Consider the following 24,711-nt stretch of genomic DNA (forward strand, 5'->3'; position numbering starts at 1 on the left):
ATAAATAATTATTAATCAAAGAAGATCATTGAGAAATTAATGGTCTTTTTTACATTAAATAATGAACGATATAGGCAATATTTGCGACTAATATGTGTAAATAAAAATCAATTTAATTGTTAAAAAATGAACCGATTGATAAATCTATGTATTTAAGTAATAGGGTAAGTGTTTTTTGATGATGCAAAGGAGGGCGAAACTATGGATAAGCGAGAGGAACTTACCCAGATTGTCGAGACAGTTCAAAAAGACAGAGGACAATTTGAGTTACTATACTCACAGATAGTAAAAAAGGTTTACTTTTGGTGCTATAGCGTTATTGGAAATGAGAGTGATGCATTAGATGCTTCACAAGAAGCAATACTTCGTATTTACAATAAACTGCATACACTAAAAAATCCTGAAGGGTTTACATCATGGATGTATATTCTTGTGCGAAATATTTGCTATCGATATTTAGATAACAAAAAAAGAAAAGAATATGAGTTTTTCGATGACCATGAATTCTCAGGAAAACTTGAAGAAAACATAATTGAATATAGAAGAGAAGCATTACCAAATGAAATCTATAATTTAAACGAAACAAAAAGAATTGTTGGCGAGTTTATTGAAAAGCTTCCAAAGAAACAAAAAGAAGTAATTATTCTTTATTATCTTGAAGAATTAAGTATTGGTGAAGTAGCTAAAATATTAGATCAGAGAGTAGGGACCATTAAATCAAGATTACATACAGGAAGAAAGCAGATTGAAGATCAAGTAAATGAGTATGAGGAAAAGAATAATACAAAGTTGTATTCTCTTGCACTACTTCCATTGCTAGGATTATTCTTGCGCGAATATAGAGATGAGGTATGTGCCAGACAGGATTTAAGGTATGATAAAAATTTTCATGATCAAATCAAGGGTTCCCGATTCAGTAGAATAATAAATATTATTACAAATAATCTATACGTAATAATAGTCATAATTGTTATTGTTGGTCTCTTAAGTATGTTCGTATCCAATCAATCTGAGGATGCAGTAATTAAAAGTTTGAATATTGATTACTTACTTTCAGATGATTTAGAAATGTTCAACAAAGCAAATAGCAACCCTTATATTGAAAGTATTAGTTACTTAACTTTCCCAACAAGAAATTCGCTTGAAGTAACGATAAAACTGAAAAAAGAAGTAGATCAAAAAGATATTCAAATTCTATCAGATAATCATCGTTTATTTTTTGAAAAGGATGGAAATACAATTGTTATGAATATAACTGCGAATGGTAGATATTCAATTGTTATAAATGGAAAAATGGTAGGTTTTGAAATTACTTCAATTGATGAATATGCACCAGAGCTAATTGATGTAATTTATAATGAAGATTCGTTACAGTTAGTAATAAATGATGAAATGGGACAAATTGATTATGAAAAATCTTATATAGAAAATAATGGAAAGATATACAAAATTGATGAAAGTTTAAGGATATATGGGTCATTTAAGGGATACACAAGAATTATCATTTTCAATCATGAAGAACTTCATATCGATTATGTAATAGATTTTTAATAAATGTGAGTATAAACGATAAAAATTATTAGGAGGAAATAATGAAATCAAAATATAATAAAAGAATTCTACTTGGATTACTTGCTGTAGTTATGTTATTTAGTTTAGGACGTAATGTAATAAGTGCAGATGATGCATTAGAAGGTATGCAAGATACTGAAGAAGTGGAAACAATAGAAGAAATAGAGGAAACAGAACAACAAGAAGAAATAGTAGAAGTAGAAGATACACTTTCTACTGAAGAAGAAACTACAAGGGATGATAAAGTTGAACTGCAACGTGCATCTATTGTAGCTACATCCTCAACAGAATTAGTTGCTGGTGTTACTACTTTAGGCGAGGCATTTCCAGATGCCAACTTTAGAACCTATGTAGCAGAAAATATTCTATTAATGACTAGCGGAAGTTATGATGAAACGACACTATTAACAACAGCTAATATCACAACAATTAATACTACAACAAATGTTTCTCCGATTGAAAGAGAAATCGAATCTTTAGAAGGAATCAAATATTTCACAAATGTAGCAACAATAAATTGTCGTAATAATAAACTAACTGAATTGGATGTGTCAGGCTTACAAAAATTACAAACATTAACAGCATCAACTAATAATTTGACTAGTTTAAATATTGCAAACACACCAATGTTAAGAGGAATGAATGTAGCGATTAATGAACTAACAGAAGTTGATATTCCTAGTACTACATCAGCAAATTTTACTACAATTAATGTGGGTGTAAATAAATTACAGTCATTAGATGTGTCAGCGCAATTGAGTCTTCAAAGCATTGATGTAAGCTTCAACTATATAACAGAATTAGATGTAAGTAACACAGATGCTTTAACAACAGTAATACTTACATCTAACCCAATAACCAGTATTGATATATCTTCAACATCGCAGGCAAGTATTACTAGATTTCAATATGAACTAACTAGTATTCCAACAATGGACTTATCAGGTTTCTCAAGTTTAGTAAATTTAGGTGTAACTAAATCAACTAATGCTGACCTTTCAGATGTTATTAACTTCCGTGTCAGTGGTTCAAAAGCTTACAATCAAAGAGAATATACACAAATCAATGTAACTGCAGGTTCACTTTCAATAGAGCCTACATATGGATATTATGTTGCAGCAGCAGATACTACAGGAACTTATAAATTCGTTGTTAATATTGATGAGTTAGATAGAAGAGCAATAGCAGAAGAATATGAACTAACAGAAGGTGCACTTGTTGATTTAGAAGGAAATATTATTAGAGGAGCAGATACTTCAAATATTAAATCGGATGGGTCAATCGTTCTTGAAACAGGAGGTACGATTCTATCTGGTGGTGGAATCTATACATTCAGTGGAAAAGTAACAGTAAAAGATGGAATCATTTCAACTGAAGATGATTATACATTTGCTAAAAATACTGGTACTTATGATCCGGTTACTGGTACATCAACAGCAACAGTTGGTGATATAGAAACAGTAGTTTCTGTGAATGGTGGAGCAGCATCAATTGATACTAATATTGATGAGGCGACATTGCCTGCTGGTACGATTGTTACGGATGATAATGGTAACGTAACTTATATGCCAGAAGGTGGAAGTGTTGATGCAAAAGGTAATGTTACATCAGATGAAAGAGTGCTTACTGTACCTTCAGATAAGGTAATTGATATTACTACAGATAGTGATGGAAAAGCGATTTTACCTGAAGGAACCATTGTTAGTGAAAGTGGTACAGATGTAACTTATCCAGGAAAAATTGAATATAATCCTGATGACAATAGTGTTAAATATTTGCCTGTAGATGATTTATTTAAAGATGATGGAACTATAACAGACGAATTAACACAGAAAGATATTGATGAAGCACAATTAGTTGTAGATTCAATGACAGAAAGTACACTAAAAGATGAGCTGCAGGAAAAAATCGATGAAGCACAACGTCAACTTGATGAGAGAGAAGCAGAAAAAGCAGTAGAAGATCTATTTAAGCCAGATAGTAATGGAGAAATCAAAGATGATTTAACACAAAATGATATCGATAATGCACAAGATTTAGTAAATAAATTACCAAATGGTGATAAGAAAGATGAATTACAAGATAAAATCAATGAAGCACAAAAACAATTAGATGAAAAATTATATGTGATAATTGAGCACTTTGCAGTATTCAAAGGTACAGGTACAGTCTATACAAAGATTGATGCACCAGTTGAGAAATTTTCAAAGGTTTATGTAGATGGAAAAGAACTAGATGTAAATAATTATGAAGTGACGAGCGGAAGTACAGTAATTACCTTAAAAGAAGCATATCTAAAAACGTTAGCAAATGGTGATTATAAAGTAGAAGTGGAGTTTGTAAGTGGCGCAAAAGTAAATACTACATTAACAGTAGATGTTAAATCAAATGCTTCTAAAACGCCAACACCAGGAACATCAACGACATCTAAACCAAGCGTTGATACCACTACTTCATCTTCAACAAACTCAAGTAATGTGAATACAGGTGATGATACAGATACATTATTATTAATTGGAATGTTAGTAGTTTCTCTTGCTAGATTTGCAGTAGTGTATAAAAGAAAAGAAACAGAATAATTAAATATGCATATAAGAATCGCCCTTCATTATATGTAAAACGAAGAGTTATCGATGAAAATCGGTAGCTTTTTAATGTTTGAAAAAATCATAAACTATTATGATACAGGTGACTCTTTTGATATAATTAAGGCATAAATATAATACTTGGGAGAAGTGGAAATAATTAAATTGAGGTTGAATCGAAAACGCTTGACAATTGTTTGTGCTGCCCATATAATGTGAATGTAGCGTGTTACTGAAAATATCAGGCAAGAGCTCATTAGATTCAAACAACGAATTTAGTGAGCTTTTTTTTGTTTTACAGGAGGTATAAAATGGCAAACTTTTTTAGAAGATCAAAGAAAATGGAAGTGTATAGTTTTGCAGATGGTAAGGTAAAAGACTTAGTTCTTGTACCTGATCAAGTGTTTTCACAGGGACATGTAGGAAGAGGAATCGCAGTGGTACCAACAGATTCTCTAATTACATCACCAGTGGATGCAAAAGTCGCAATGATATTTCCAACTCGTCATGCCTTAGGTCTAGTGTGTTCAAGTGGAGTAGAAATTATGCTTCATATTGGAATTGATACAGTAGAACTAAAAGGTGAAGGGTTTGAAGTGCTTGTGAAAGAAGGTCAGCAAGTGAAAGTTGGACAACCACTACTGAATGTAGATTTTGACTACATAGCTAGTAAAGGCTTACCTACTGATTGTTTGTGTATTATGACAAGCCCATTAAGTGATGGTGTAGTGGAATATACACAAAGCAATGATGATGAAGTCATTAAAGGCGAAACAGTGTTGTTTCGATTTAAACAATGATGCAGTATCATGTAAAACGAGTACTTAATAACAACATTGTACAATGTCATGAAAAAGGGAAAGACAATGAATGTATTTTATTAGGTAAGGGGATAGGGTTTCAGAAAAAACAGGGAGATATTATTGATAATGAGAAGATTGAAAAAATCTATCATATTCAAGATCAAAAGAGTTTGTCGAAATATGAGCAGTTAGTAAAACAAAGTGAAGAAGAAGTAGTTGCTGTAGTAGAAGATGTAATTGAGAAAGTTGGCCAACGATTTGGGAATCAATATAGCGAGTATTTACACGTGACGCTATTAGATCACCTGAATTTCTCAATTTACCGTTATAAAAATGAAGTTGAAGTACATAATATTTTCTTGGATGAATTAAGTATTATGTATGAACAAGAATATGCATTTTCAAAAGAAATGCTTGCATATATTAATGAAACACTATCCATCTCTTTGCCAGAGAGTGAAGTAGGGTTTATTACAATGCATGTTCATTCAGCATTAAAGAATACAAAAACTTCTAAAACAGCATTTTATAGTCAAATTATCGGGGCAAGCATGAAGTTCATTGAAGAACAGTTAGATATCAATCTGGATCCAAAAAGTTTAGAGAGAGCTCGCTTAGTTACCCATTTAAAATTTGCACTTGAACGCGCTAAAAACAATGTTTCATTAAGCAATCCAATTACGGAATCATTGAAAGATACTTATCCAGAAACATGTGAATTGGCAAGAAAATTATCAATTATGGTAAAAGAAGAATATGGGGTAGAATTACCAGAAGGTGAAATCGGATACTTAGCACTTCATATTCAAAACATTATTTTAAGTTCGAAAGGATAAAACAATGTTAGATAAAATAAAAGGAAACCTTGTCGTTTCAGCACAGGCTTTAGAAGCAGAACCACTACACAGCAGTTTTATTATGGGTAGAATGGCAGTTGCAGCAAAGCAAGGTGGAGCTGCTGGAATCCGTGCACAAGGAGTAGAGGATATTATAGAAATAAAACGGGTTTGTGATCTTCCAGTAATTGGAATCATTAAACGTAATTATAAAGATAGTGATATTTATATCACACCAACAAAAAAAGAAGTAGAAGAATTGCTTACAACAAACTGTGAAATGATTGCATTAGATGCAACTGATCGTATTCGCCCAAATGGTGAAAGGATTGAAGATTTGATTTCACTTATTCATGAAAACAATGTGTTGGCAATGGCAGATTGTTCAACATTAGAAGAATGTATCAAAGCAGAACAACTTGGTTTTGATTGTGTATCGACAACCCTATGTGGTTATACACCATACAGTGAACAAGTAGATGGACCAAACTATGCAATCATTGAACAGGCGATAAAGTTAATTAAAGTACCAATCATCGCTGAAGGAAAGATTCATTATCCAGAGCAACTGGAACGAGTATTCAAAGTTGGTGCTTTTAGTGCCGTTGTTGGAGGAGCAATTACCAGACCACAAGAAATTACAGAACGATTTGTGTCGTTTATTAAATAAGGAGAGAGTATGTTTAAACAATTACAAAAAATTGGAAAGGCGTTCATGCTGCCAATCGCAATATTGCCAGCAGCAGGATTGCTGTTAGGAATTGGAGGAGCATTTTCCAATCCTAACACAATATCAACGTATCCAATCTTAGATAATGATTTTCTGCAGGCAATTTTCCAAATTATGTCTGCAGCAGGAAGTGTTATATTTGGAAACTTAGCATTGTTATTATGTATTGGATTATGTATAGGATTAGCGAAAAAAGACAAAGGTACAGCTGCTCTTGCAGGTGTTGTAGGTTACTTAGTAATGACTGCAACTATCTCTGCTATGATTACTGTATTTAAACCTAGTGGAATTGAATCAATTGACACAGGAGTTATAGGTGCAATCTTTGTAGGTTGTGTTGCCGTATTCCTGCATAACCGTTATCAGAATATTCAACTTCCACAAGTACTTGGATTCTTCGGAGGTTCAAGATTTGTACCGATTGCAACTTCATTTGCAGCGATTTTTATTGGAGCCATCTTCTTTCTAGTATGGCCACCATTTCAAAGATTATTAATTGACAGTGGAGAATTAATAGCGGAAGCTGGACCAGTAGGTACCTTCTTCTATGGATTCCTAATGCGTCTATGTGGAGCAGTTGGATTGCATCATATGATTTATCCAATGTTCTGGTATACAGAGCTAGGTGGAGTTGAAGTAGTTGCAGGAGAAACAATTGCAGGTGCACAGAATATTTTCTTTGCACAATTAGCAGATCCAAACCACACAGGATTATTTACAGAAGGAACACGTTTCTTCGCTGGACGTTTCTCAACTATGATGTTTGGTTTACCAGCAGCATGTCTTGCAATGTATCACTGTGTTCCAAAAGACAAACGTAAAATGTATGGAGGGCTATTTCTAGGAGTAGCACTAACATCATTTATTACAGGTATTACCGAACCTATTGAGTTTATGTTCTTGTTTGTATCACCACTATTATACGTATTCCATGCTTTACTGGATGGTATCTCATTCTTTATTGCTGATATCCTAAATATATCCATTGGGAATACATTTTCAGGAGGAGCAATTGACTTTACCTTATTCGGAGTATTACAAGGAAATGCAAGTACAAACTGGTTGTTACAAATTCCGGTTGGAATTTTCTGGGCAGTATTATATTACTTCTCATTCCGGTTCTTTATTACCAAGTTCAACATTATGACACCAGGACGTGGTGAAGATGAAGAGGATCCAGCAACATCAATTACGACCAAATCATCTTTACGAGACGATGCATTAGTTATAATTGATGCGTTAGGTGGTGGAGATAACATAGAAGATGTAGATGCATGTATCACCAGACTTCGAATATCAGTGATTGATATGAGTAAAGTAGATAAGCAAGTATTAAAACGTTTAGGAGCCACTGATGTATTAGAAGTTGGTGGTGGAATCCAAGCAATCTATGGAGCGAAAGCAGTTCTATATAAAAACAATATTGCCGACATTTTAGATTTAGATGAATAAATAAAACATGAAGAAGAAATTATAATTCTTATAAAAATTATAATTTCTTCTTTTTTGTTTTGAAATAATGAACGATAACTGCATTTATTGCGACAAATAGTTAGGTAGATAAAATGAGTGTTGTAAATTTAAAATAAAAGCGAACATAACTTACTTTTGATGTGTTTAATACTTAAGGGTAAGTAAATTTGATAATTAAGGAGGGCGAAACTATGGATAAGAAAGAGCAACTTACCCAAATTGTCAAAGAGGTCCAAAAAGATAAGGGACAATTTGAGTTGTTATACTCACAGATTATTTCTAGAGTTTATTATTGGAGTTTTACAATCGTAGGTAATGAAGCAGAAGCGAAAGATGTAACACAAGAAGTAATGATTCGTATTTACAACAAACTAGATACGTTGAAGAATCCCGAAAACTTTACTGCATGGATGTATCGGTTAGTAAGAAATTGTAGTTTGAATCATTTAAGAAAAAGTAAAAGATTGGAAAAGGAATTTTTGTTTGATGAAGAAACTGGAGAAAATACGGAATATTTAATCAAAGAAAACAGAAATGAGTATATACCACATGAGTTATATAGTTTAAATGAAACCAAGCATCTTATTAAAGCATTTATTGGAAAACTTCCAAGAAGACAAAGAGAGGTTATTACATTATACTATCTTGAAGAATACAAAATTGATGAAATAGCTGAAATTCTTAACTATAATTCTGGATCGATAAGATCTAGATTGCATGCTGGAAGGAAGAACTTAGAAACTCTAATCATGAAGTATGAAGAGAAGAATAACACTAAAATATATACTCTAGCATTATTACCGTTATTGAAAATAGTTTTAGATGAACAAAGAAAAGAATTATTTTTGAAGCAAGATTTATGTTTTGATGAAGAGAATTACTTAACAAATAATAGAATGAACTTAAAGAAAGTAGCAAATACAACAGTAATTAAAGTAATAAGTTTAGTTGTCTCTTCTTTTGTATTGTTCGCATATATAAATGCAAATTTTTCAAGTAATACAAATTTATATGATGTTAAAGAAGATACATTTGTTAATGATATAAATATGCTCAAAAAAATTCAAGGAAACCCTGATGTTGAAAGTATTATTTATAGTTCTTTTCCAACAAAGACATCTGTAGAAGTTTCTATTACATTAAAGGAAAGTAAAAAAAACAGAGATATAAAAATTATGTTTAATGAAAAAGAAATTGCATATGAAAAACAAAATTCTGAAATCATTCTACAGGCGAAAAGCAATGGTCTATATACTATCGTAATTGATGGAAATAAAACAGTTTTTGAGATAAGTACAATCAATGAATATGCATTGGAATTAGTAGAGGTCTACAATTACAAAGAATACATTAAGTTAAACATAGATGATGAACTATCACAAATGGACTTTAAAAAATCATATATTGAATATCAAGACGAAGTTTACAAAATAGATAAAAACCTAATAATTCATGGAGAATTTAGGGGTGAATTAGTTATTATGATATTCAATATCGACGGACAATTTATAGAGTATTTTGTAACTATAAACTAATATTGGAGGAATTATGAAAATAAAGAAAAAAAATCATTATATCATTAAGTTGCTTTACATTAATAGCAACATTAATAACTGTATTATTAAATAATAATATTGCAGCACTTACGGATCCTAATCTAGCTCCAGCAGACTGGGCATTTACATCAAATTCGATACCACTTCATGATGCTATTTTAGCAAATTATCCTGGGATAGATAGTAATTCAGATGGATATATAAGCAAAGGTGAGGCAGCAGCTTTTTCTCAAACAGTATTAAATGTAGAAAATAGTGGATTAACAGGATCAATTGATGGAATTGAATATTTCACAAATCCGTCACTTAGGGAGATGTATATATCTGGAAATCAGTTCACAGGACAAATTCCAGCGAATATAGGGAATTTGCAGAATGTTTATTATTTCTATGTGAATAACAATCAATTGTCTGGGGAATTACCTAGCTCTATGGGTAATATGTCTATGCTTCGAGGATTGAAATTGGATAATAACAATTTAAGTGGCTCTATACCAGTGGAATTGTCAAATTTGTCATTCTTAAGCTTGTTAGATATAAGTGGGAATAATCTGTCTGGGGAACTTCCGGCATCATTGGGATCATATCTGGCATTAAAGAGAATTTATTTACAAAACAATAATTTTTCAGGAGTAATTCCAGAAAGTTTATCAAATTTGACAGGATTAACAGAATTATATTTAAGTGATAATAACTTATCTGGAGATTTTCCACAATCTATTTACAGCAATTGTACTTCGTTAACTATTTTAAGTCTAAGGAATAACTCAATATCTGGAAATCCATCAGTTGGATTTTCATCAAATACGACATTGCGCTATTTGGATATCAGAGGAACTAACTTAATACAAGCAAGACCAAATGTTACGACTTTATTAGAAATGAATGGAGGAGTATTTTTATATGATAATTTGTCAGAAAACTTATTGGTTGAAGATAAAACTAATATTGTTGAAGGATTAACACAAATAGATATTGATAATGCACAAATTAGTGCAGATTTTATAATTGATGTATCAGAAAAGAAACAATGGCAAGATAATATTGATTTAGCTCAATCGATGCTGAATGCATTAACTACTGTTGAAGAAATGTTTGCTAGTGATGGAATAATTAATGACTTTGTAAATCAATCAACTATTGATAATGCACAGGGAAAAGTAGATATATTACCGGATGGGTTATTAAAGCAAGAACTGCAGGAAAAGATTAATGATGCACAGAAGCAGTTGGATGAGAAAACTGCAAAAGAGAAAGTAGAATATTTATTTACTGATGACAAACACACTAATATCAAAGACACTACAGATCAGAAAGCAATTAATGATGCTCAAGATGCAGTAAACAAACTTACTGATAATGACTTGAAAAATTATTTGCAAAAAGAAATTGATAAAGCACAAGATATGTTGAATGCCAAAGATAAAGTAGATGGTCTATTTGCAGATGAAGCGCACACTGATATTATTGATGGATTAACACAAGGGAATATTGATGATGCACAAAAAGTAGTTGATAAATTACCAAATGGTGATTTAAAAGAGGAATTACAAAAAGAAATTGATAAAGCCCAATCAATGTTGGATGCAAAGAACGCAGTAGAAGATTTATTGGATAAGGATGGTAATCTAAACACTGGTGTAACTCAAAAAGAAATTGATAAAGCTCAGGATTTAGTAAATAAACTACCAAATGGTGAATTGAAGGATCAACTACAATCAATTATTGATGAAGCACAAAAACAATTGGATGCACAAAATACAAGCAATCCGATTTTAAAACCTGCAACACCTTCTACGACACCAACTGTTTCTAAACCAAGCGTTGGTACTACATCAACAACAGGAGGGAGTACGGTGAACACTAGTGATACTAGTAATATTCAACTTTATATTGGATTATTAACAGCAACTATGTCACTTCTTGGTCTTATAGCATACAAAAGAAAACTGACAAAATAACATTAAAAACGATGACTTAATGAATATTATTAGTCATCGCTTTTTTCTATTCTTTAATTAACTTCACAACATTCACTTTCTTAATTTTTCTTGTCACTACATAACTAAATACAAAGATAAATCCGGTAATCAGTAAGATTGGAAGAAAGGTGTTTTCAAACCCAATTTCTGAACTGAAGTGAGATACTCCTGCAATCGATAAGGCTTGAGATAATAACCAGTCACTTACTAATAAACTAATGAATAATGATACAACTCCACTAACCAATACGACAGTTGTGAATCGTAAGGTAAACATCATTCGTAGTTGTCTTACTGTGAATCCCTGTGCTCGCATCACTCCAAGATCCATCTTCTCTCGTTCCATACAGATGGAACTGATGAGCAATACTACAATTGCTACTAAACCAATTGCAAAGATGTTTACCCCGTTGGCAACACTTTGTACTGCCCCAACAACAACCTCACTTTGAAAGCCCATATTCTCCTGGAGATTCACAACATCAATATTATCATCATTGAATGTATCTTTTAGTTTGTCTACCAGTTCATTGGTTTTGCTTTCATCTTTTAAATCAATGCTTACAGAGTTTTCTTCATAACTTTCATCAAGTTGTTGAATTCCTTCCTCACTAAGGAATATATATTTACCTAATTCATTCATTGTCTGATGATAACCACAAATAACATATTCTTTTTCTTCGCCATCTTTATAACGCATCATAACCGTATCACCTAATTCTTTATCAATGGAATCAGCGACTACTTTTGTGATACTGACCTCATTCTTGTATTTTGGCCATCTACCTTCCACTGGTTGAATTGTACTTGTATCATAGTTGTTCATACTTGCGCTGAATACTCTTAGGTTTTCGATTGTAAGATACGTGTTCCCTTCCATAAATTCATTTTCAATTCCATCTTCCTTTTCGATAAATGACAATATTTCATCATTCATCTTATCATCATATTCTTTATAACGAATCCAGATATCTGCGTCCTGAACGCCAACTAATTTTAATACATTTTTTTCAGTAAATTCCTGTTTTACATTCATCATCGTAATCATACTGAATATTAGAAAGACAGACATTAAGATGATTGCTACATATTGACGTAGATTAGTAATGATTTGCTTTAGTGATAAACGTAGTGTAAATGGTAAGAATGATAGTTTATCAATACTCACATTTAAATGATTTGAGAAATATACTGGTGCCTTCCCTTTTCCAATTGCCTGAACTGGAGATATTTTCTTTACTTTTCTTGCTGCAAGAATCGAAAGCAGCACAATGAAAATTACAATTCCAACAGCTCCAAAAATTAATACTGCAAGATTTATATGAGTCTGATAAATAAACCCAGTACCACTCATTAGTATATTCCCTACAAAGGTTACTAATCCAAAACTGCAGACAACTCCACATAAAATTCCAACACAAGAAATTAAGACATAGTGAGTTACTACTATTTTTAATACTTGGTTACCAGTAAATCCTAATGCTTTTAATACACCAAAGGTACTGTAATCTCGTTCGATACTTGATTTAATCGCATAGTTAATAACTAATAAAACAATTCCAAATAGAATAGCAATAAAGATTAATAGAATTACGGAAATGATTTGCAGTAAAATCAAAGATCCTTGTTTAAAGAATTCTAGCGAGTAAGCAAAGTCGCCATAGTTTTCTATATCGCTCTCTTTATTTAAACTACGTAGTATAGTCGTTGTATCTTCACTTGTATCATCTTTTAGATAGGTATATAAAGAAGTATTCAAAATGACTACATCGTCATCGAGTTCTTTCATATCTTCAAAGTCATCTTCATTCACAAGAATTTCTTTAAATCCAAGCATACTAGAACTTGAGAAAGGATGTTCATAAAACTCTTCTACTTCGTATTTGAGTTCTACATCACGATATTCAATTGTGATGTAATCCCCTACTTCACAATCATATAGTTCTTTATAAATGTAAGGGAGAAACACCTTTCCTTGGCTTGGTGTATAACTAGAATCTTTTGTCTCTAATACATAACTATGTTTATTTGGCTCGTATAATCGAAAAGGAATTGAATGACCAGTTTTCTCACCATTAATAAAAATAGAAACTGTAACTTTATCTGAATAAAAACTAATGGATTGTGTCTTTTCTACGGAATCAACATATTCATTTGATTCAATTGTGTTAATTTTATCTTCATCATAATCCTGTGGGGTAACCCAGTTAATGAAATCAGGACTATTACTATTTTCATTAATAGTATCAAAGTGTTGACTACCATCAATTAATACACTGCATATAGAAATGAATGATGCAGAGATGATAAGCGTTAAGATAAAAATACTAATGGCATATACTTTTTGTTTCTTAAGAAACGCCTTGATTAACTTTATGGTAGCCATTGTTACCACCCCATACTTGTCAACCAAGAGATAACTTGAGTTTCTCTACTCTTAGAATCTTGGTCATGGTAAGAAGGTAGTTTTAAATCTCCTAAGATAGTTCCATCCTGCAAGTATAGGATTCGATTTGCTCGTAGTGCTGCTTTCACATCGTGAGTAACCATGACAATGCTTTGGCCTTTGTCATTGATTGATGTAAGTGCATCTAATACATTGATACTCATTTTTGAGTTTAACGCCCCTGTAGGCTCATCTGCAAAGATTACAGATGGTTTGTTAATAAGGGCTCTGGCGATTCCACCTCGTTGCTGTTCCCCACCAGAACATTGTGAAGGAAGATGTTTTGCAACTTTCTCAATTTCAAATTGTTTCAGAAGTTCGTTTGCATGATTATGAACGTTCTTTGTATTCTTTTCAACTAAATATCCTGGTATTGCGATATTTTCAAAAATGGTAAGATTTTCAATCAACTGCATTTGTTGGAATACAAATCCAATATCGTTTCGACGATAATTGGCAACTTCCTTCTCACTCATTTTATGAACTGCTTTATCGTTGTAATACACTTCACCAGAAGTAATTTCTTCCATTCCACTTAAACAATATAATAATGTAGATTTACCAGAACCCGAACTTCCCATGATTACAGTAAAATCTCCATCGTGTATTTCAGTACTTAAATTTGATAACACATGGTTTTGAACACCATTGTTTGCATAACTCTTTGTTATATTTACTATTTTTAACATATGCTCCTCCAATAACGTAAACTCATTTTACAATTTCATTTATTAAGAAATCCTTAAATCTTATAAAATGTTTAATTTTCACGTTGCAGAGATAAGATAACTTCTAAACCAGAAGGTGAATTATTTAACTCTATTTTTCCATTCATCTTATTCATAATATCTTGTACAATAAATAATCCCAAACCTGCTCCCGGTTTATTCTCAGTGTTTTTCCCACGATAAAACTTATCCATAATAAACGGCATATCTACATCTTGAATACCTGAACCATTATCCTTAATCGAAACAGAAAAATAGTCCTCAGACTCATGAAAAGAAACAGTAACGTTTCCTTCAGTATACTTCATTGCATTACTAATAATATTTTCCATTGCTTGTGTAAATCTTCGTTTATCTACTGATACTTGTATCATAGGTAGATTGTTTGATAATTCAATACGATCTCCATATTGCAGAATCCAATCATTCTTTAGCTCATTTATTAATTGTTTGCTATCTTCATTCGTCATTGTGAATGCCAGTTCCTCTAAATCAGATAGGGAATGAAGAAATAAATCGTTCGTTAATTGTGTTACTTCACTACATTTATGAAGAATAACCTGAATATAGCGTTCACGCTTTTCCGTTGTATTATCAAGATTTGCCTGTAGTGCTTCGCTATAAGCGCTGATAGATGCTATCGGTGTTTTAATATCATGAGAGATAGTAGCAATCATTGTCTTAGAATTTAGAATCGCAATCTGTTCATTTTCTCTTGCCCGTTTTAATTCATAACGCATATGATCAAATGCCCAGTTAAAAGAACCAAACAGTTGTCCTCGGCTTTCCAGAAGTGGAAAATCTAAGTTTCCATTAGCAATTTCTTGCGCAAACACTTCCATTTTTTTGAACGGTCGAATTAATCTTGAATATAAATAGAAATAAAGAATTCCGATTAGGAGAAGCAAAGCAATATAACTGATACCTAAATATTTAATTGCCTCCTGATTTGCAGATTGCTTAATTAATGTATTTTCCAACTGATCAATCTGTTCATTTATATCTAGTGATTCTTCACTACGCTGTTCAATTTCATTTAATAATATTTTCTGATCTGCATAGTCTATATTATCACTATTCAGTGACTGATAACTTAAAAAATAGAATAAAGAAATACTTAAGATGCTCACAATAAACATCAAGTTAAATTTATTTTTCATTCATCTTCTCCATACGATATCCAACTCGCCAGATAGTAGTTATATAAACTGGATTTGTTGGATCATTTTCAATCTTTTCACGAATCCAGCGAATATGAACAGCAAGTGTAGATATCTCTGTATCACTGTTACTTCCCCATACGGCATTAAATAATGCTTCTTTATGAATCGTCTGGTTGATGTGACGCATAAAGTATTCCAGTATATCAAACTCTCTTAAAGATAGTGTTATATTCTTATCATTAACAGTTACGGTACGTGCATTTACATCCAATTGTAGATCACCATTCTTTAAAACTTCGCTCTTTTTAAAATCGTAGTTTCTACGCATCTGTGCATTTACTCTAGCAAGTAACTCCTGCAACTGATAAGGTTTGGAAAGATAATCATCTCCACCTATTTCTAATGCTTTTACTTTATCATCACTTGAAGTTCTCGCACTAATAAATAGAATTGGTATATTACTTTCTTTACGTATATGTTCACAAAACTCAAAGCCATTACCTTCTGGTAAGTTAATGTCCAGAATGAGTAATCGGTAAGTGTATTGTTCCATTTTATTTAACGCATCATAAAAACGATGTGCAATATCAGTTGTGTAGCCATAATCATCCAATACATCTTTGGTTATATTACTTAAATCGATATCATCATCGACAATCAATATGTCTTTTTCATTCATAAGTTAGTCCTCTAAAATATAATACCATACCTATAGTTAAGATGTAATTTCTCTGTTAGTTTTGTTGGATATAAACATTGCATATCGTTCGATATTATCGAATGAAGCAACTGATTGGGAAATTTTATGAACGAAAAGGGAAAACTGTTAGTCTAAATTATGAGGTGCGGAACAATGAATAAAAATAGAAAGATTTTTGCATTCTTTTTGAGTGCATTCGTAATCATTTCGGCGATGATTACACCTGCGTTTTCGCAGGAGGGCGTAACAAGAAGTGTAGCTATAGCAAATATAGATACACAAGTGAAGTTTGACAAGAGTGTAGTGCAACCGGGCGAAACATTTGTATTACAGTTACAAGTGAATAGTGTTGCAATTGGCGAAGAGGATGAGAATGAAAGTGGAATTAAAAGTTTAAATATATCATTCGATATTCCTTCTAGTGTAGAAGTTAAAAAAATGCCAGTAAACAGTGCATTTACAATTACACAGACTGGTCAGACAATCACAATTACTGGTAACACAGATATTCGTGTTGCTAAATTATTTCTGATGGATTTTGAATTTGCATACAAAGAAGGTAAGTATCCAACTGATGCTTCCCTGAGAGTTTTTGAGCCTGAAGTGAAGGTCAGTGCAACAAATGCGAATATCAATCAACCAATTTCTGGAAAAGTGGAATTAGAAATACGTGATCAGCAAACTCCGATTTTATCAGTTGAGAAAGAAGATAAATCAGCGCATGTAATTCATACTGCTACGATTACTTTAACTCCTGAACCACACATTGGAGGACTTGATCATAACAATGCTAGTGTAAGATTAGATTTACCGGATGACATTATACTTTATAGTGCGATGTACAATGGAACAAACTACCCTGTACAAACAGATAGTAATGGAAAATACATAGAAGTATCTGTTGGTAGTTTATTAACAAGTGGTGTTAAGCAAGTGATTGTCTTGAACTATAAATATGATTTTGTTGATGCTCCAGATGAGCGATTAATCGATGTTACTTATAGTGGAACTCGTGATGGTATTGGTACACAAATAATTGAAACTGGTGTTGTTAAGGATTTAGTCTACCCAATTGGTTCAGGTGAATCAACAGATGCAAAAGAATTCTTTACCAAAGAAGGTTCTTCAACAGTGATTCGTGAGTCAGGACAAAAAGTGATTTATGAAGTAGAATTGCGTCCACAATCAGATTTGAAAGATGTTTATTTGATTGATGATCCTTTGGCAAATGAAAGTGAATATTTTGATGCACTACAATTTTCTAAAATTAGCTGGAGTGCTAAAACAAGTGTAAATCCTTCGCTTACAGAATTAGTAAAGACAAAGGTTTCTTATCAGACAAATAAAGATTCTAGTTGGAAAACTGCTACATCTCAATTTACATCAAGTGGGCAAGTATTAGTTGCTGATTTAGGTCTGGATAGTGATGAGTACATTACAAAGTTAAAATATGATTTTAATTATAATGGGACGTCAACGATTCCTTTAGAAGCAGGAAAAGTTGTAATTACAATGGAAGCAGATACGCTTGCAGGAATTACAAACAGAACAACTGGATTGGATGATGGATTAACTAACACATTGAGCATTTATGGTGAACAAAAAGATGTTGGTGCATCTACTTATACAAAAATTAGTGAAGAAGATGATAATAATGTTCATACCTTCACAACAACTTATATTGATCGAGGAGCTGGTATAGGATTATCAAATCCCGGATTAGCTGATGACTGGGGATCGATGTTTTCTCCAAGAAGCCCTGCGATTGGTGAAACATTTACCTACCAGGTAAATATGAATAATGTAGATGGAACAGGAGATTTGTTATCAGCAGTAGGATATATTGTAGTTCCTGCAAATGTGGATTTTAAGAAAGTGGAATTGGTAAATCCAAACAATGCTCCAAATGCAACGTTTGAGACAAGAACAATATCAAATGGCAGTACATTAGTTGTTGTACATTACAACAAGGATATTTCACAAAGCTGGTATGGTAATCAATATGCAGTGAAAATAACTGCAGTTGGTACAGGTGGAACAAGCGCCACTTTCTCATCATATTTTGCTTCAGAAAATCCTAATCAAAAATATGTGCATGCTACACATGATAACTTTATTGAGACAGTAGGAACTTATACGCAAGACAACTCAGGAGTGAGTCGACAAGCAGTTACCTTCCTTGAACATGTTGATCTTGATGTAAGCAAAGAAGTATCAATCAATGGTACTGACTATACTAAGAATATTATGTTGACACAGTCAGATTGGGATAGTTTAACGGATCAAGAAGTATATTACAAAATTAGTATTACCAATAACAGTAGTTCAAAATTCACACAGTTAAGAGTGATTGATATGTTGCCTGAATTATCAGATAGCTTGGTAATGACGGATAATCCTAAAAACTCAACATTAGTTACTGACTTTGTGTCAATTGATTATACAACAAGTAGTACTGCTATTGTAGATTATGCATTTAGTGAAGATGCAACCTATGATAACAATATAAAAGATTTATCTGATTTTACGTCAGATAATAATACATGGACTGCTTTTAATGGGTTAGCGTCAGATACATCTTATACAGATGCAAATGCCATTCGTATTGATATTAATAATCTTGAACAAAATGAATCAATTGAGTTCATCGTAAAAGTAAAAGTACCGCAACCAGAAAGCAAGGTAAAAGTTGCTTGGAACAGTATAGGGTATGGTGGAAAACTAGATACAGGAACTTATATTATTCCAGGAGAACCTTATAAATCAGGAATTTATTCTTCTACCTATAGTGCAGATGCAGAGATATCTGGAGTTGCATGGGAAGATTTAAATGGAAATGATATGAAAGATGCTGATGAACCATTGTTTACAAATAAAGAAGTAAAATTATTAGACAAGAATGGTGATATTGTTGCGGAAACTGTAACCGACAGTAATGGATTATATCAATTTACTGGATTGTTCCCTGGGAAATATACAGTTGTAATGAATTATATGGGACCACAGTATTATCTATCTACTCCAAATATTGGGGGCGATGATGTGAATAGTGATTTCGTTGATTGGGATAATGCAGGAGTACAGGTAGAAGCAGATGTAGTATTGGCAGAAGGTGAAGTCCGCCAGAATGTTGATGCGGGATTCTATCGCACATTAAATGTTGGTGATTTGGTATGGAATGATGAAAATATGAATGGCCAATATGATAGTGGTGAAAAAGGAATCAGTAATTATGAATTAACATTGGTACGATTGGATGACAGTGGAAATGCTACTTCACAAACGTATACAACAAGAACAAATGATCAAGGTATCTATACGTTCTATAAAGTGAAACCAGGAAAATACAAGATTACAACACAACCAAAAGAAGGATTTGTTGTATCTCAACTTGGAACATCACCTGATGGAAATATCTTCACATTAAATAACACAGACGGTGTAGTTGAAAGTGGAGTATTACAATTTACAAGTGGTGTCTCAGATATGGATTGTGATTTAGGAATGTATCAGGCAAACCAAACGATTTCAGGATCAATTTTCTATGATATGAACTATGATAGTATGTACAATGGAGAATCTGTAGATCAGGCATTTACTAATAATGTAGATGAAAATGATGTACAAATTCTGAAAGTGGAATTACTTGATGACAACAATGATGTGATAGATGAAACAGGAGTTGCAAGTGACGGAAGTTTTATCTTTACAGATGTAGATCCAGGTGACTATTATGTTCAGATTAGTATTGCTGATGAATATAGTGAATATTTGAAATGTGCACCAAAATTTGCAGCAACTACTAGAGGAATTGTAATGAATGATGTATCCGTATTTAATGATGATACAATCATTACTGATAAAATTACAGTTGTAGCGAACAGTAACGTTTCAGATCAAAACCTTGGATTACAACCATATTATGATTTAACTATAATTAAGGAAGATAGTGAAGATCAAACAAGATTAGATGGGGCTGAATTTGAATTGTCGTTAGATAAGATTGCAGTAGTTGAAAATCAAAAGAGCAACGATGATGGAGAAATCATTTATGAAAAAATCAAAGCTGGTGATTATGAATTACAAGAAATAACAGCACCAGAAGGGTATGAACTTAATGATACGATTTATCGTATTTCATTAAATGATACAAAGACCTTTGCTTGGGAGTACACAGTAACAAATGAGAAAACATCAGAAGGTACGGATCCTACTACACCAGTGGATCCAGAAGAACCTGATACCCCAGACACACCGGATAATCCGGATGATAAGGAAACACCGAAACCACCAGTTGATGCAACAGATGATTTAAAACCAAATGCAAACCCTTCGAAAGCAAATTCAACAAATGTTGCTACAGGAGATACAACCAACAATACTTTATGGATATTGTTGGCAGCAGGTTCACTTGGAGTGATTCTAGATCGAAAAAAAGAACTAATCTTTAGAAGGAAATAGATGAAAAAAACCAAACACAAAATCGTGTTTGGTTTTTTCTATTCTAATTCAAATGCACCTGTATAAAGTTGGTAATAAGTACCTTTCTTTTTAATTAAGTCATCATGACTGCCACGTTCAATAATTCGTCCCTGATCCATTACCATAATCACATCAGAATTCATGATGGTTGATAGACGATGGGCAATTACAAATACAGTTCTACCTTCCATCATACGATCCATTCCTTCTTGTACGAGTGCTTCAGTACGAGTATCAATAGAAGAAGTAGCTTCATCCAATATCATTACTGGAGGGTTAGAAACAACTGCTCTGGCAATAGAAATCAATTGGCGTTGTCCTTGTGACAAGTCACTTCCATCACCATTCAAAACTGTTTCATATCCATTTGGCAACATCATAATGAAGTTATGAGCGTTCGCAAGTTTCGCGGCTTCAATACATTCTTCATCAGTTGCATTTGGATTTCCATAATGCAGGTTTTCCATTACTGTTCCTGTAAATAAGTTTACATCCTGTAATACAATTCCTAATGAACGTCTTAAATCGGGTTTCTTTATCTTTTCGATATTAATACCATCGTAACGAATCTTACCATTATCAATATCATAGAATCGATTGATCAGATTAGTGATGGTTGTTTTACCCGCACCGGTTGCGCCAACCAACGCAATCTTTTGCCCAGGTTTTGCATATAATGATATATCGTATAAAATTTGTTTTTCTGGAGAATAACTAAAATCTACGTTTTCAAATACTACCTCACCAGATAACTTTGTTAGAGTAGTCGTTCCATCATGATGAGGATGTTTCCATGCCCAAGTTCCAGTGTAGCTTGTTGTTTCATTCATATCTCCATTTTCATCTTCAATTGTATTTACAAGAGTTACATAACCATCATCTTCTTCTGGTTTCTCATCCATTAAGTTAAAGATTCGAGTAGCACCTGCAAGTGCCGTTATAATAGAATTAAACTGATTGGCAACTTGTGATATTGGGCTAGTAAAGTTACGAGATAATGTAAGGAAAGAAGCGATAGTTCCTAAAGTAATAATATTGGTACCGAAAATGGTTAAGTTGCTTACTTGATTAATTGCCATCCATGCACCAATGATTGCTACAACTACATATTGAACATAACCGATTGAGTTAGAAACTGGCATTAATGCATTTGCATAACCGTTTGCATTGGCAGATGCATCTTCCCATTCATGATTGTGTTCGCGGAATTCCTTTTTACTTTGTTCTTCATGACAAAATACTTTGATAATTTTCTGACCATTGATCATTTCTTCTACAAAACCATCAAGAACTCCAAGGGTATTCTGTTGTTTCACAAAATAGAATCCACTTTTACCTGTAAATATTTTTGTGATAAATAACTGAATTACTACTGCAATAATAACAACAATTGTCAGATAAACACTTTGATAAAGCATGGCACAGAACACTGCAACAATCGTACATACTGAAGAGAATAACTGTGCCAATGATTGAGCGATTACCTGACGTAAGGTATCGGTGTCATTGGTATAACGGCTCATAATATCACCATGAGCATGGGTATCAAAATAGCGAATTGGTAACCACTGCATTTTATTAAACATTTCATCACGAATTTGTTTCAAAGTTCCTTGTGCAATCGTAACCATTACAATATTGTAGATTAGTGTTGCAGCTGTTCCAATCAGATATACAATACCTATCATAAACAATGCTTTAATTAATTCAGTGAATACTGGATTTGCATCACTTAGTAATGGCATGATGTAATCATCAATTAGGGATTGTAGAAACAATGAAGAAGCAACACTTGCAAGTGAACTTAAAATAATACAAATCAATACGATAATTAATCCTCCTTTATGTTCTTTAAGATAAGATAGTAATCGTTTGATTGTATTCATGTTTAGTTGTTCCTTATTCATCTAGTACACCACCTTTCTGTTGCGATTCAAATACTTGTTTATAAATTTTACTTGTTTTCATAAGTTCTTCTGGTGTTCCAAAAGATTCAATTTTACCATCATCTAATACAATGATTTTATCTGCTTCCTGTACCGAAGCAATCCGTTGGGCGATAATAATTTTTGTTGTTTCAGGGATGTATTTCTTAAATGCATCCTGAATCTTTTTATCCGTTTTTGTATCAACTGCACTTGTAGAGTCATCTAAGATAAGAATTTTAGGTTTCTTTAATAAGGCACGAGCAATACACAAACGTTGTTTTTGACCACCAGATACATTACTTCCACCTTGCTCAATGTATGTGTCATAAGTATCTGGCATAGTTTCAATAAACTCATCAGCACATGCCAATCGACAAGCTTCCATAATTTCTTCATCGCTTGCATCTTCATTTCCCCAACGCAGGTTTTCTTTGATTGTTCCTGAGAATAATGTATTCTTCTGAAGAACCATTGCTACCTCATTACGAAGCGTATCTAAGTCATATTCTCTAACATCAATACCACCAACATTTACACTTCCACTACTGACGTCATATAAGCGTGGAATCAGTTGAACAAGTGATGTTTTTGAAGAACCGGTAGCACCAATAACACCAATGAATTCTCCGGATTTAATTGTAAATGTAGCATCTGTAATTACTTTCTTTTCTGCTTTCGCTGCATAGACAAAATCAACATGATCATAACTAATGTCTCCATTCTTCACTTCCATTACAGGATTTTCAGGATTTTTAATATCCGTTTTTTCATTTAATATTTCTACTATTCTAGCAGCTGACGATGAAGCAATTGTAATCATTGCAAATATCATTGATAAAGCCATTAGGCTGTATAAAATTTGAGTGGCATAAGTAAATAATGCAGTTAGTTCTCCAGTTGTTAATCCAAGTGATGCGACATTTCCACTGGCAACAATTGCTTTTGCACCAAACCATGAAATCAGAATCATACATGCGTACATGCAAAACTGCATAAGTGGAGAGTTGAATGCGATGATTCGTTCAGCTTTGGCGAAATCAATGAAGATTGACTTTGATGATTTCTCAAACTTTTTAATTTCATTGTTTTGTTGGTTGAACGACTTTACTACACGAACTCCATGTAAGTTTTCTTGTACCGTATTATTTAATTTATCATATGTCCAGAATACTCGATCAATAATTGGTTTTGCCAAACGAAGGACGATTAATAAACCAACTAGCATAATTGGAATAACAGCAAGAAATACCAAAGATATTTCAAAATTTATACGAAATGCAACAATCATAGAAAATATAATCATTACTGGTGCTCGAACTGCGATTCGAATAATCATTTGAAATGCATTCTGAAGATTTGTAATATCGGTTGTTAATCTGGTAATAATCGAAGAAGTTGAAAACTTATCGATGTTTGAAAATGAGAACGTCTGCACATTATCATAAATGTCTTCACGTAGGTTTGCTGAGAACCCTGCAGATGCATTTGCTGCAATCTTTGCCGCAAACATACCAGTCAATAATTGAAGTATCGCAAATATAACCAATGCAACTCCATACTTAAGTACCACATCCATTTTTCCATCATAAACTCCAAAATCGATTAAATCTGACATATAGAGTGGAATAATGATTTCAAATGCTGCCTCAAATACGGATAATATAACAGTTAGTATCGTTGCCTTTTTATGTTCTCTTAAACTTTTTAATAATGTTTTAATCATAGTT

Annotated in this window: 15 protein-coding genes; 9 read left to right on the forward strand and 6 right to left on the reverse strand. The window is 32.7% G+C overall.

All coding sequences use genetic code 11. The features are described from left to right. The first annotated feature begins 201 nt into the window (after window positions 1-201). The 8 genes from J2S15_RS08285 (at window position 202) to J2S15_RS08320 (ending at window position 11,516) form a co-directional block, all read left to right on the forward strand. On the forward strand, window positions 202-1,551 hold the full coding sequence (locus J2S15_RS08285; protein WP_307407216.1) for an RNA polymerase sigma factor: 1,350 nt from the start codon (window positions 202-204) through the stop codon (window positions 1,549-1,551). 41 nt (window positions 1,552-1,592) lie between these two features. After that, entirely contained in the window at window positions 1,593-4,151 is a 2,559-nt protein-coding gene (locus J2S15_RS08290; RefSeq protein WP_307407218.1) for a toxin Cry1Ac domain D-VI-related protein, read from the forward strand. Between the two features lie 317 nt (window positions 4,152-4,468). Continuing rightward, complete coding sequence (locus J2S15_RS08295) at window positions 4,469-4,957, forward strand: PTS sugar transporter subunit IIA (protein ID WP_307407220.1); 489 nt, start codon at window positions 4,469-4,471, stop codon at window positions 4,955-4,957. Next, window positions 4,954-5,796: a PRD domain-containing protein gene (locus J2S15_RS08300; RefSeq protein ID WP_307407222.1), complete on the forward strand. Its 843-nt coding sequence runs from the start codon at window positions 4,954-4,956 to the stop codon at window positions 5,794-5,796. The genes J2S15_RS08295 and J2S15_RS08300 overlap by 4 nt, the downstream gene beginning before the upstream one ends. A gap of 4 nt (window positions 5,797-5,800) precedes the next feature. Continuing rightward, window positions 5,801-6,466: an N-acetylmannosamine-6-phosphate 2-epimerase gene (locus J2S15_RS08305; protein WP_307407224.1), complete on the forward strand. Its 666-nt coding sequence runs from the start codon at window positions 5,801-5,803 to the stop codon at window positions 6,464-6,466. Between the two features lie 9 nt (window positions 6,467-6,475). After that, window positions 6,476-7,978 (forward strand): PTS transporter subunit EIIC, encoded by a 1,503-nt coding sequence (locus tag J2S15_RS08310; RefSeq protein WP_307407225.1) that lies wholly within the window; start codon window positions 6,476-6,478, stop codon window positions 7,976-7,978. 212 nt (window positions 7,979-8,190) lie between these two features. Further along, entirely contained in the window at window positions 8,191-9,534 is a 1,344-nt protein-coding gene (locus J2S15_RS08315; RefSeq protein WP_307407227.1) for an RNA polymerase sigma factor, read from the forward strand. Window positions 9,535-9,836: 302 nt separating this feature from the next. Beyond that, the gene (locus J2S15_RS08320; RefSeq protein ID WP_370872500.1) at window positions 9,837-11,516 is read left to right on the forward strand and encodes a toxin Cry1Ac domain D-VI-related protein; all 1,680 of its coding nucleotides are present in this window, start codon (window positions 9,837-9,839) and stop codon (window positions 11,514-11,516) included. 46 nt (window positions 11,517-11,562) lie between these two features. Here the strand turns inward: J2S15_RS08320 and J2S15_RS08325 are convergent, their stop codons facing one another. The 4 genes from J2S15_RS08325 to J2S15_RS08340 all read right to left on the reverse strand — a co-directional run bounded on the left by J2S15_RS08325 (window position 11,563) and on the right by J2S15_RS08340 (window position 16,553). After that, window positions 11,563-13,923 carry an ABC transporter permease gene (locus tag J2S15_RS08325; RefSeq protein ID WP_307407231.1) on the reverse strand — a complete coding sequence of 787 codons (2,361 nt, stop codon included), beginning with the start codon at window positions 13,921-13,923 and terminating at the stop codon, window positions 11,563-11,565. A 2-nt stretch (window positions 13,924-13,925) separates the two neighbouring features. Beyond that, window positions 13,926-14,672 carry an ABC transporter ATP-binding protein gene (locus tag J2S15_RS08330; RefSeq protein WP_307407233.1) on the reverse strand — a complete coding sequence of 249 codons (747 nt, stop codon included), beginning with the start codon at window positions 14,670-14,672 and terminating at the stop codon, window positions 13,926-13,928. Window positions 14,673-14,743: 71 nt separating this feature from the next. Further along, the gene (locus J2S15_RS08335) at window positions 14,744-15,871 is read right to left on the reverse strand and encodes a HAMP domain-containing sensor histidine kinase (RefSeq protein ID WP_307407234.1); all 1,128 of its coding nucleotides are present in this window, start codon (window positions 15,869-15,871) and stop codon (window positions 14,744-14,746) included. Beyond that, on the reverse strand, window positions 15,861-16,553 hold the full coding sequence (locus J2S15_RS08340) for a response regulator transcription factor (RefSeq protein WP_307407236.1): 693 nt from the start codon (window positions 16,551-16,553) through the stop codon (window positions 15,861-15,863). The genes J2S15_RS08335 and J2S15_RS08340 overlap by 11 nt, the downstream gene beginning before the upstream one ends. 174 nt (window positions 16,554-16,727) lie before the next feature. On the opposite strand from J2S15_RS08340, the gene J2S15_RS08345 reads away from it, so the two are divergent. After that, a complete protein-coding gene (locus J2S15_RS08345) occupies window positions 16,728-21,035 on the forward strand; it encodes an SdrD B-like domain-containing protein (RefSeq protein ID WP_307407238.1) in 4,308 nt (1,435 codons plus the stop codon). A 38-nt stretch (window positions 21,036-21,073) separates the two neighbouring features. On the opposite strand, the gene J2S15_RS08350 is transcribed toward J2S15_RS08345, so the two are convergent. Together J2S15_RS08350 and J2S15_RS08355 are read right to left on the reverse strand one after the other, a co-directional pair. Next, a complete protein-coding gene (locus J2S15_RS08350) occupies window positions 21,074-22,963 on the reverse strand; it encodes an ABC transporter ATP-binding protein (RefSeq protein ID WP_307407241.1) in 1,890 nt (629 codons plus the stop codon). Then, on the reverse strand, window positions 22,956-24,707 hold the full coding sequence (locus J2S15_RS08355) for an ABC transporter ATP-binding protein (RefSeq protein ID WP_307407243.1): 1,752 nt from the start codon (window positions 24,705-24,707) through the stop codon (window positions 22,956-22,958). The genes J2S15_RS08350 and J2S15_RS08355 overlap by 8 nt, the downstream gene beginning before the upstream one ends. Window positions 24,708-24,711: the final 4 nt, after the last annotated feature.

It is taken from the genome of Breznakia pachnodae (assembly GCF_030814225.1).
In the GTDB taxonomy this organism is placed as follows: domain Bacteria; phylum Bacillota_I; class Bacilli_A; order Erysipelotrichales; family Erysipelotrichaceae; genus Breznakia; species Breznakia pachnodae.

Bases quoted from the DNA above. Each gene is read 5' to 3' on its own strand.
- J2S15_RS08285 (WP_307407216.1), top strand. From the start codon at position 202: ATGGATAAGCGAGAGGAACTTACCCAGATTGTCGAGACAGTTCAAAAA.
- J2S15_RS08290 (WP_307407218.1), top strand. From the start codon at position 1,593: ATGAAATCAAAATATAATAAAAGAATTCTACTTGGATTACTTGCTGTA.
- J2S15_RS08295 (WP_307407220.1), top strand. From the start codon at position 4,469: ATGGCAAACTTTTTTAGAAGATCAAAGAAAATGGAAGTGTATAGTTTT.
- J2S15_RS08300 (WP_307407222.1), top strand. From the start codon at position 4,954: ATGATGCAGTATCATGTAAAACGAGTACTTAATAACAACATTGTACAA.
- J2S15_RS08305 (WP_307407224.1), top strand. From the start codon at position 5,801: ATGTTAGATAAAATAAAAGGAAACCTTGTCGTTTCAGCACAGGCTTTA.
- J2S15_RS08310 (WP_307407225.1), top strand. From the start codon at position 6,476: ATGTTTAAACAATTACAAAAAATTGGAAAGGCGTTCATGCTGCCAATC.
- J2S15_RS08315 (WP_307407227.1), top strand. From the start codon at position 8,191: ATGGATAAGAAAGAGCAACTTACCCAAATTGTCAAAGAGGTCCAAAAA.
- J2S15_RS08325 (WP_307407231.1), bottom strand. From the start codon at position 13,923: ATGGCTACCATAAAGTTAATCAAGGCGTTTCTTAAGAAACAAAAAGTA.
- J2S15_RS08330 (WP_307407233.1), bottom strand. From the start codon at position 14,672: ATGTTAAAAATAGTAAATATAACAAAGAGTTATGCAAACAATGGTGTT.
- J2S15_RS08335 (WP_307407234.1), bottom strand. From the start codon at position 15,871: ATGAAAAATAAATTTAACTTGATGTTTATTGTGAGCATCTTAAGTATT.
- J2S15_RS08340 (WP_307407236.1), bottom strand. From the start codon at position 16,553: ATGAATGAAAAAGACATATTGATTGTCGATGATGATATCGATTTAAGT.
- J2S15_RS08345 (WP_307407238.1), top strand. From the start codon at position 16,728: ATGAATAAAAATAGAAAGATTTTTGCATTCTTTTTGAGTGCATTCGTA.
- J2S15_RS08350 (WP_307407241.1), bottom strand. From the start codon at position 22,963: ATGAATAAGGAACAACTAAACATGAATACAATCAAACGATTACTATCT.
- J2S15_RS08355 (WP_307407243.1), bottom strand. From the start codon at position 24,707: ATGATTAAAACATTATTAAAAAGTTTAAGAGAACATAAAAAGGCAACG.